7 protein-coding genes are annotated in these 6,173 nt (G+C 45.7%); 4 read left to right on the forward strand and 3 right to left on the reverse strand.

Annotated elements, in window-relative coordinates:
- Positions 1 to 33: 33 nt before the first annotated feature.
- A complete protein-coding gene (locus ABIE27_RS12805; protein ID WP_123067365.1) occupies positions 34 to 720 on the reverse strand; it encodes an HAD family hydrolase in 687 nt (228 codons plus the stop codon).
- 29 nt (positions 721 to 749) lie between these two features.
- A complete protein-coding gene (locus ABIE27_RS12810) occupies positions 750 to 1,730 on the reverse strand; it encodes a Gfo/Idh/MocA family protein (protein WP_123067364.1) in 981 nt (326 codons plus the stop codon).
- Positions 1,731 to 2,012: 282 nt separating this feature from the next.
- Between ABIE27_RS12810 and ABIE27_RS12815 the strand changes: the two genes are divergently transcribed.
- The 4 genes from ABIE27_RS12815 to ABIE27_RS12830 all read left to right on the forward strand — a co-directional run bounded on the left by ABIE27_RS12815 (position 2,013) and on the right by ABIE27_RS12830 (position 5,620).
- Positions 2,013 to 3,650 (forward strand): thiamine pyrophosphate-binding protein, encoded by a 1,638-nt coding sequence (locus ABIE27_RS12815; RefSeq protein WP_429350642.1) that lies wholly within the window; start codon positions 2,013 to 2,015, stop codon positions 3,648 to 3,650.
- Positions 3,651 to 3,662: 12 nt separating this feature from the next.
- Positions 3,663 to 4,031: a carboxymuconolactone decarboxylase family protein gene (locus ABIE27_RS12820; RefSeq protein ID WP_123067362.1), complete on the forward strand. Its 369-nt coding sequence runs from the start codon at positions 3,663 to 3,665 to the stop codon at positions 4,029 to 4,031.
- 193 nt (positions 4,032 to 4,224) lie between these two features.
- Positions 4,225 to 4,566, forward strand: a complete 342-nt coding sequence (locus ABIE27_RS12825; protein WP_123067361.1) for a hypothetical protein — start codon at positions 4,225 to 4,227, stop codon at positions 4,564 to 4,566.
- A 61-nt stretch (positions 4,567 to 4,627) separates the two neighbouring features.
- Complete coding sequence (locus ABIE27_RS12830; RefSeq protein WP_429350643.1) at positions 4,628 to 5,620, forward strand: 3-oxoacyl-[acyl-carrier-protein] synthase III C-terminal domain-containing protein; 993 nt, start codon at positions 4,628 to 4,630, stop codon at positions 5,618 to 5,620.
- Positions 5,621 to 5,866: 246 nt separating this feature from the next.
- On the opposite strand, the gene ABIE27_RS12835 is transcribed toward ABIE27_RS12830, so the two are convergent.
- The coding region (locus ABIE27_RS12835; RefSeq protein WP_429350644.1) for a calcium-binding protein at positions 5,867 to 6,173 on the reverse strand (307 nt) is incomplete at its 5' end.

The following is a 6,173-nucleotide window of genomic DNA, read 5'->3' on the forward strand; positions in this document are numbered from 1 at the left end:
GGGTGTTGCCATGATCATGCAGCGTTAAAATACTTATTCTGCTTCTTCATATAGACGGAGCAAATCCGTGAAATCCGAGATCAGTGCATCTGATCCGGCAAGTTCTTCATCCCTGCCAAATCCGGCATAAGCACAGCCAATGACGGCCTGGTTGTTCATTTTGCCCGCTTCGACGTCCGAAGAACGATCGCCTACCATCCATGCGTCCTGAATCCGGTGTTTCTGCAGCAGAATCTGTACCAAATTAATTTTGGAAGGTGTCTTGTACTGACCCGCACTATATACCCCTTCAAATAGCGGCATGATTTCGTGTGCGAACGCAACCCCCTTGACATAATCCTCAAGCCCATTGCTGGCAACAAACAGACGAATGCCTTGGGCTTTTAGTGCTGTCAATGTTTCTTTCACACCGGGATACAGTTTGGAGTCGCCTCCATCGAGTCCTTCGATCTCAAGTTGCAGCAATAATTCATCTGCACGACGATGAGCCGCTTCCGATGCTTCAGGCATAACGACTTTCCAGATATCTTCAAGCAACATGCCCAGACTTCCAAGCATCCGCTCTTCTGGCGGAGTATCTCCTTCAAAGTGCCCCTCTGCACGCAACGTATCAAATAACTGATGATACGCAGGCAAAAGCAAGGTCTCTGTCTGAAACAACGTGCCATCCATATCAAAAATCATCGCTTCCGGTTTACGTAAACCCGCTTTATTAGTCATATGCAAAATTCCTTTCGGAGTGAAATCGGTCAAATTGTAGATGAAATACTGTTCCGAAGTGCTTCAAGCACTTGTTGTGCCTCGTACCCATCGTGAAACGAATAAATCCTGCCAGGTTTGTCCTGAATACGGGCAATAACATGTTTCAACACAGGCAGTTCGCTGGATGATTCCAGCACTTCCACAGGGGACAACGGTTGCCCGATCTTCCCGGTCATAAGTTCCTCCCAATTTTCCAGTGCAATGGTGCCTTCAGTGCCATATACAACCATGGACACACGCTCCTCGCCAGCAAAATGAGAAATTCCTTGCAGATGAACACGAGTTCCGTCCTGTATTTCAAGCACAGCCTGCACTTCCTGCTCACAAGCATTCGGTTGATCGGCCGGATAAGTCACTTGAGCACTCAGTACGCGTAGCCGCCCGAATACATTCTGGATCATATGAATCCAGTGAATGCCAACTTCGAGAATGAATCCTCCCTGATCCCTGCCTGTGATCCATTCATTTTGCTGCCATGATCGTGGCCACTGCGGGAACTGCAGGATCAAGTCGATCTTGCGAATGTCACCCACTGCCTGTTGTTTAACCATCTCTTGCAGCTTCAACACTGCTGACTCATGCGGCATCGAAAAATGAACGGCGTGAACCACACCAGCTTGCTCTGCAGCTTCGACCATTTTGCGTGCCTCTTCTAAACTGTTGGCGAGCGGCTTCTCACAGAACACATGAATTCGGCGTTCCAGCGCTTCCATAACCACCGAATAATGATATTTTGGCGGTACAGCAATGTACACGAGATCAATCTGCCGCTCATCCAGCAGTTGCTTGTAATCACGATATGTTTTCACTGTTGAATGGGTTGCTGCAAAGGCCTGCAAGCCTTGTTCGTTCGCATCACACACCGCAGTAATCTCCACGGGAATATCCATTTGTGTATTCTCCACTTGATGAATCATATGTAAACCCATCTTACCCAGGCCGATTACAGCCATTTTCAATGATGTCATTACATTCCCTCCAATTCATTTTCAGTATAGCAGAAATCGTGCATGAAGACCGTTGACCATGCATTGCGTTAACCTATCACTGCTTCATCACGTCAATACGCATAGGTAAATAGCCTCGGGTCATTGGAATCAGGAAAAGGATTGACAAAAAACCACAAAAAAAGATACCATTTCTAATACCAAGCAATTCTTCCTCTTACAACCTTAGACAAATACCAACATGTACAATCGGATAAGCAGCCTAGTTCTAAAAACCTACTACTTGAAACGAGGTGTCCACGCGTGAGAACTGTTGCGGACTATTTAGCAGAAACGTTGCGCAATCTGGGTGTCACTCATGTATTTGGTATTATCGGAAAATCCATCTGTCCCGCTATTCTCAAAATGGTAGATTACGGTTTAGAGTTTATCCCTGGTCGTCACGAAGCCAGTTCAGGCTTTGCCGCATCAGGTTACGCATTACAGACAGGCCGCTTGGGTGTCGCTTTTGCCACCTCTGGTCCTGGAGGAACCAATATGCTCACCGCAGCGGCCCATGCCAAAGCGAACAATCTTCCCGTTTTATTTCTTACCGGTCATCAATCCATTCAGGAACTGGGCATCCCCCAGTGTCAGGACTCCTCTTCTTATTTGGCCGATCTGGCCGAAATGTTCAAACCTGCAACACTGTTCAGCAAACTGGTCGAACGTGGAGATCACTTCGGGACCATTTTAAATCATGCCCTTTCTATTGCACTCGGCCCAAACAAAGGTCCTGTCCATCTCTGCCTTCCTTTTGACGTACAAACAGAGCAACTTCCAGCGTGTCGCATCGTTATTCCTGAACCTGAGCCATTGCTCAGCATCTCTAGTTTGAATCGAATGCAGCCTTTAATCCATCAAGCCGAGCGTCCGCTAATCATTGCAGGTAAAGGTGTAACTCGTTCCGGGGCGCATGAGGAATTAAGGCAACTGGCCGAAACGTTTAATATTCCAGTCGTGACAACTCCCGGCGGTAAAGGAGCCATCACTTGGGATCACCCCTTATATCATGGCCCCTGTGGTGTTGGCGGATTCCCACACGGCGACGAGATGTTGAATCAAAGTGATTTATATATTGTTCTCGGCTCCAGACTGAGCGATATGACGCTCTGTAATCTCAAGCCGCATAATCATCCGGCACAGCTGATTCAAATCGATACCGATCCCACTTTCGTAGGCAAAATTCTTCAATCTCAGACCTTACATATAACAGGCGATGTCAAAGACAATCTGCAATACCTGCTCAGCACCTTGCCATCTTCTCTTACATCCGCTTCTAAAGGTGCCTTCGAGTCCTTTGAATATCAATCCCCATTACCGGATCTGCCGCATCTGTCACTTGCTTCCGTGCTCGATCAGATGAGCGAACTGCTTCCCTATGACCACAAACTATTTGTTGATGATGGAAGCCACGGATTTCATGCTGTTCAGCGTTACAAAGTGAGGAAACCCGGCAGTTTCATATTCGATGCCTACTTTGCCTGCATGGGGAATGCCATTGGCATGGCTATTGGCGCCAAAGCCGCTTCACCCGATGAGACGGTTGTGTGCATCACAGGAGACGGATGTTTTATGATGCTGGGCACAGAAATCAATACAGCTGTATGCAAGGATCTTCCTGTCATTTTTATCGTTGTCAACAACAAACAACTGGATATGGCTCTGAAAGGTATGGAAAAAACAACGGGACGCATCGATGGCACACTCTTTGAGGTTCCCATGAATGCAGTCAAATTTGCCGAATCATTGGGGGCTGCGGCTTTCCGTGCAGAAACGTTACCACAGTTCTCTGCCGCACTGGAGGCAGCTTTGGAATTAAATCAAGTCGCTGTCATTGAGCTGTTGACTGATCGGGACGAGATCCCGCCAACCGCTCATCGGGTTGTCAATTTGGATTAGGAGGCACGAGTCATGAGTGAACAAGTGACACAAGGGTTAGATCGTTTTGCCAAACTTTCCGGGGAGTATGGTGCGAAGGCACTTGCCCCAATTAAGGAGCATTTTCCCGAACTAGCCGAATTTATTATGGGAACAGCATATGGTGATATTTTTCAGCGGACAACCATCACAGAACAGTGGAAAGAAGTCGCCATTATTTCGTCATTAATTACACAGGGACAATTCGAACAGCTTGGTGTGCATTATGCTATGGCCTTAAGTGTGGGTATTACTGTGGATGAGCTTAAGGGAGTACTTCTTCATCTGGCACCCTGTGTGGGCGCTCCACGTATTATCAGTGCATTTAATGTATTGCTAGCCGCGCTTGAGGAAATCCAGTAATTCAACGTTCTACATTTTTATACATCATTCGACTTTTTTATTGATCTTTTTACATTATTACCTTTATAATATGGGTAAATTATCCTTCCAGCCTTACAACTTGGTAACGCTCAATTTAGGGGCTTATGGACTGCTCCATTCATTCCATAGAGGATAGCTTTCACTCATGTTTACAAAGGAGAGAGAACGCGTAATGGGAAAGTTTAATCTAAAAACGGATGCTTCAAACAAGGTGTTGCACATTGAATTGGAAGGTTCTTTTTCTCAAGAGGATGGTCTTCGTTCAATTTCGGCTTATCAGGATACGATTTCTACCATCAACACCAAGGAGTTTAACCTGGATATTGACTGCAAAAAACTGAACGTTACTGCCCCTGAGATTGTACCTCTTCTGGAGGGATGCCTGGCCATGTTCAAAAAGGACGAATACAAAAAAGTGGTGTTAACCTTGGAGAACAATGCCATTTTGAAAATGCAGCTTGCCAGACTTGGTCGGACGGTAGGGCTGGACAATCTCGAAATTATTTCGGCGTAACTCCCTGATTGTATGATGCTCTAATGACAGCTCTGCCTTTCCACTTAAGAGGAGGATTACGATGGCTGGAATTCGTATTGTAGATATCGATATGTATCACCCTGAAACCAAGGTGCACAACGATTTTTATATTGAGCATTTTGATGCCAGAGGGGTCGATATTCGTGGTTTGTTAAAAGCACTCGGGCGTGAGTCACGTTACAAAATTGATCGGGATGACGAAAATTCACTGACCATGGCGTACGAGGCAACCCGAAAGCTACTCGCTAAAACCGGATTAACCGGACAAGATATCGACTTGATTGCATATGCAAGCCAAACACCGGAATATATTTTCCCTACGAATTCCTTAATGATTCATCATCTGATCAGCGGAGCAGCCCACACCATCTGTATTGATAGCAATGCCAACTGTGCAGGCATGACCGCAGCTTTTGAACAGGTCAGTCGGCAGATGCTTGGTAATCCAAGAATCAAGCGTGCGCTGATTATCGGTTCAGACTATGTCACTCCTCATGCCAGTCCAGATGATCCGGTTTATTTTGCAAATTTCGGGGATGCGGCTGCAGCCGTAATTGTAGAACGGGATGAACATGCCGTTGGATTTATCGATTCGATCTATCAGACGGATACCTGTGTATATCAAAATTCACTCTTTCCAGCCGAAGGACTCGCAAAACTTGGAAGTACTGGTGTTGATGCAGGAGCTTTTCATGTGAAGTTCACACCGTTTGACGATTCAATCTGTGTCGATGCTGCTTCAGAATCTATTCGAACCTTGTTGACGCGGAATGAAATTACGCCGGATGAGATCAAAGTCGCCTGTTTCTCTCAGCTGTCGATTCCCAACATCCGAGCCGTATCCGAAAACATCGGTATTGCTGATAACATTGCTGTATACATTGGCGACGAATTTGGTTACACCTCAACTAGCAGCCCCTTTATAGCCATGCATCGAGCCATTAGCTCCGGGAAGTTACAGCGCGGTGACAAAGTGTTGTTCTGGACCGTTGGGGCTGGGTGGCAAAATGTTGCCATGGTCGTGGAATACTAAGAACAAGAACACTTCTACAAACTTATATGTTAAATCTGCAGGACGACCTTGAGGAGCAACCCTTCATTCATCGTCCTTTTTTTGATCTTATTTTTTCAATCTAATTGTACCTAAACATAAAAAGCAGCCCACTTGGACTGCCTTTTATCTCTTTCGCTACATATTTACCTGGCTCATCGTCAAAATATTTTCTTCGTTTCCCGATCATTGAGGTTGTCTGTTATATGGATTCTGACAAGAGATGGTTTAGATTTTTGTCCAAGATTGAGCCAACATTGGAAGCTCAGCATATCTTTTTCCACTTTCAGATTGCGACAACTCCATATCCGAAGTAGCTGAGAACGTTGACATCGCTTGGATGAGTTGTTCTGTCTGAGTCGAAACTGCCGCTAGATCAGGTACTTTTTTTCCGTCATTAAGTGAATCACTTTTCAAAAGGGCTCTGTTCTTTACTGTAACTTCCGTGATTACTTTCGATTCCAGTTGGCTTTGAGTCCATATCGTCCCGTCTGCAAACTTCACCTGTTCTACTTTGGAGTATGGATCTCGAAAG

The sequence above is a fragment of the Paenibacillus sp. 4624 genome, from assembly GCF_050435065.1.
Taxonomy (GTDB): Bacteria; Bacillota; Bacilli; order Paenibacillales; family Paenibacillaceae; genus Paenibacillus; species Paenibacillus amylolyticus_D.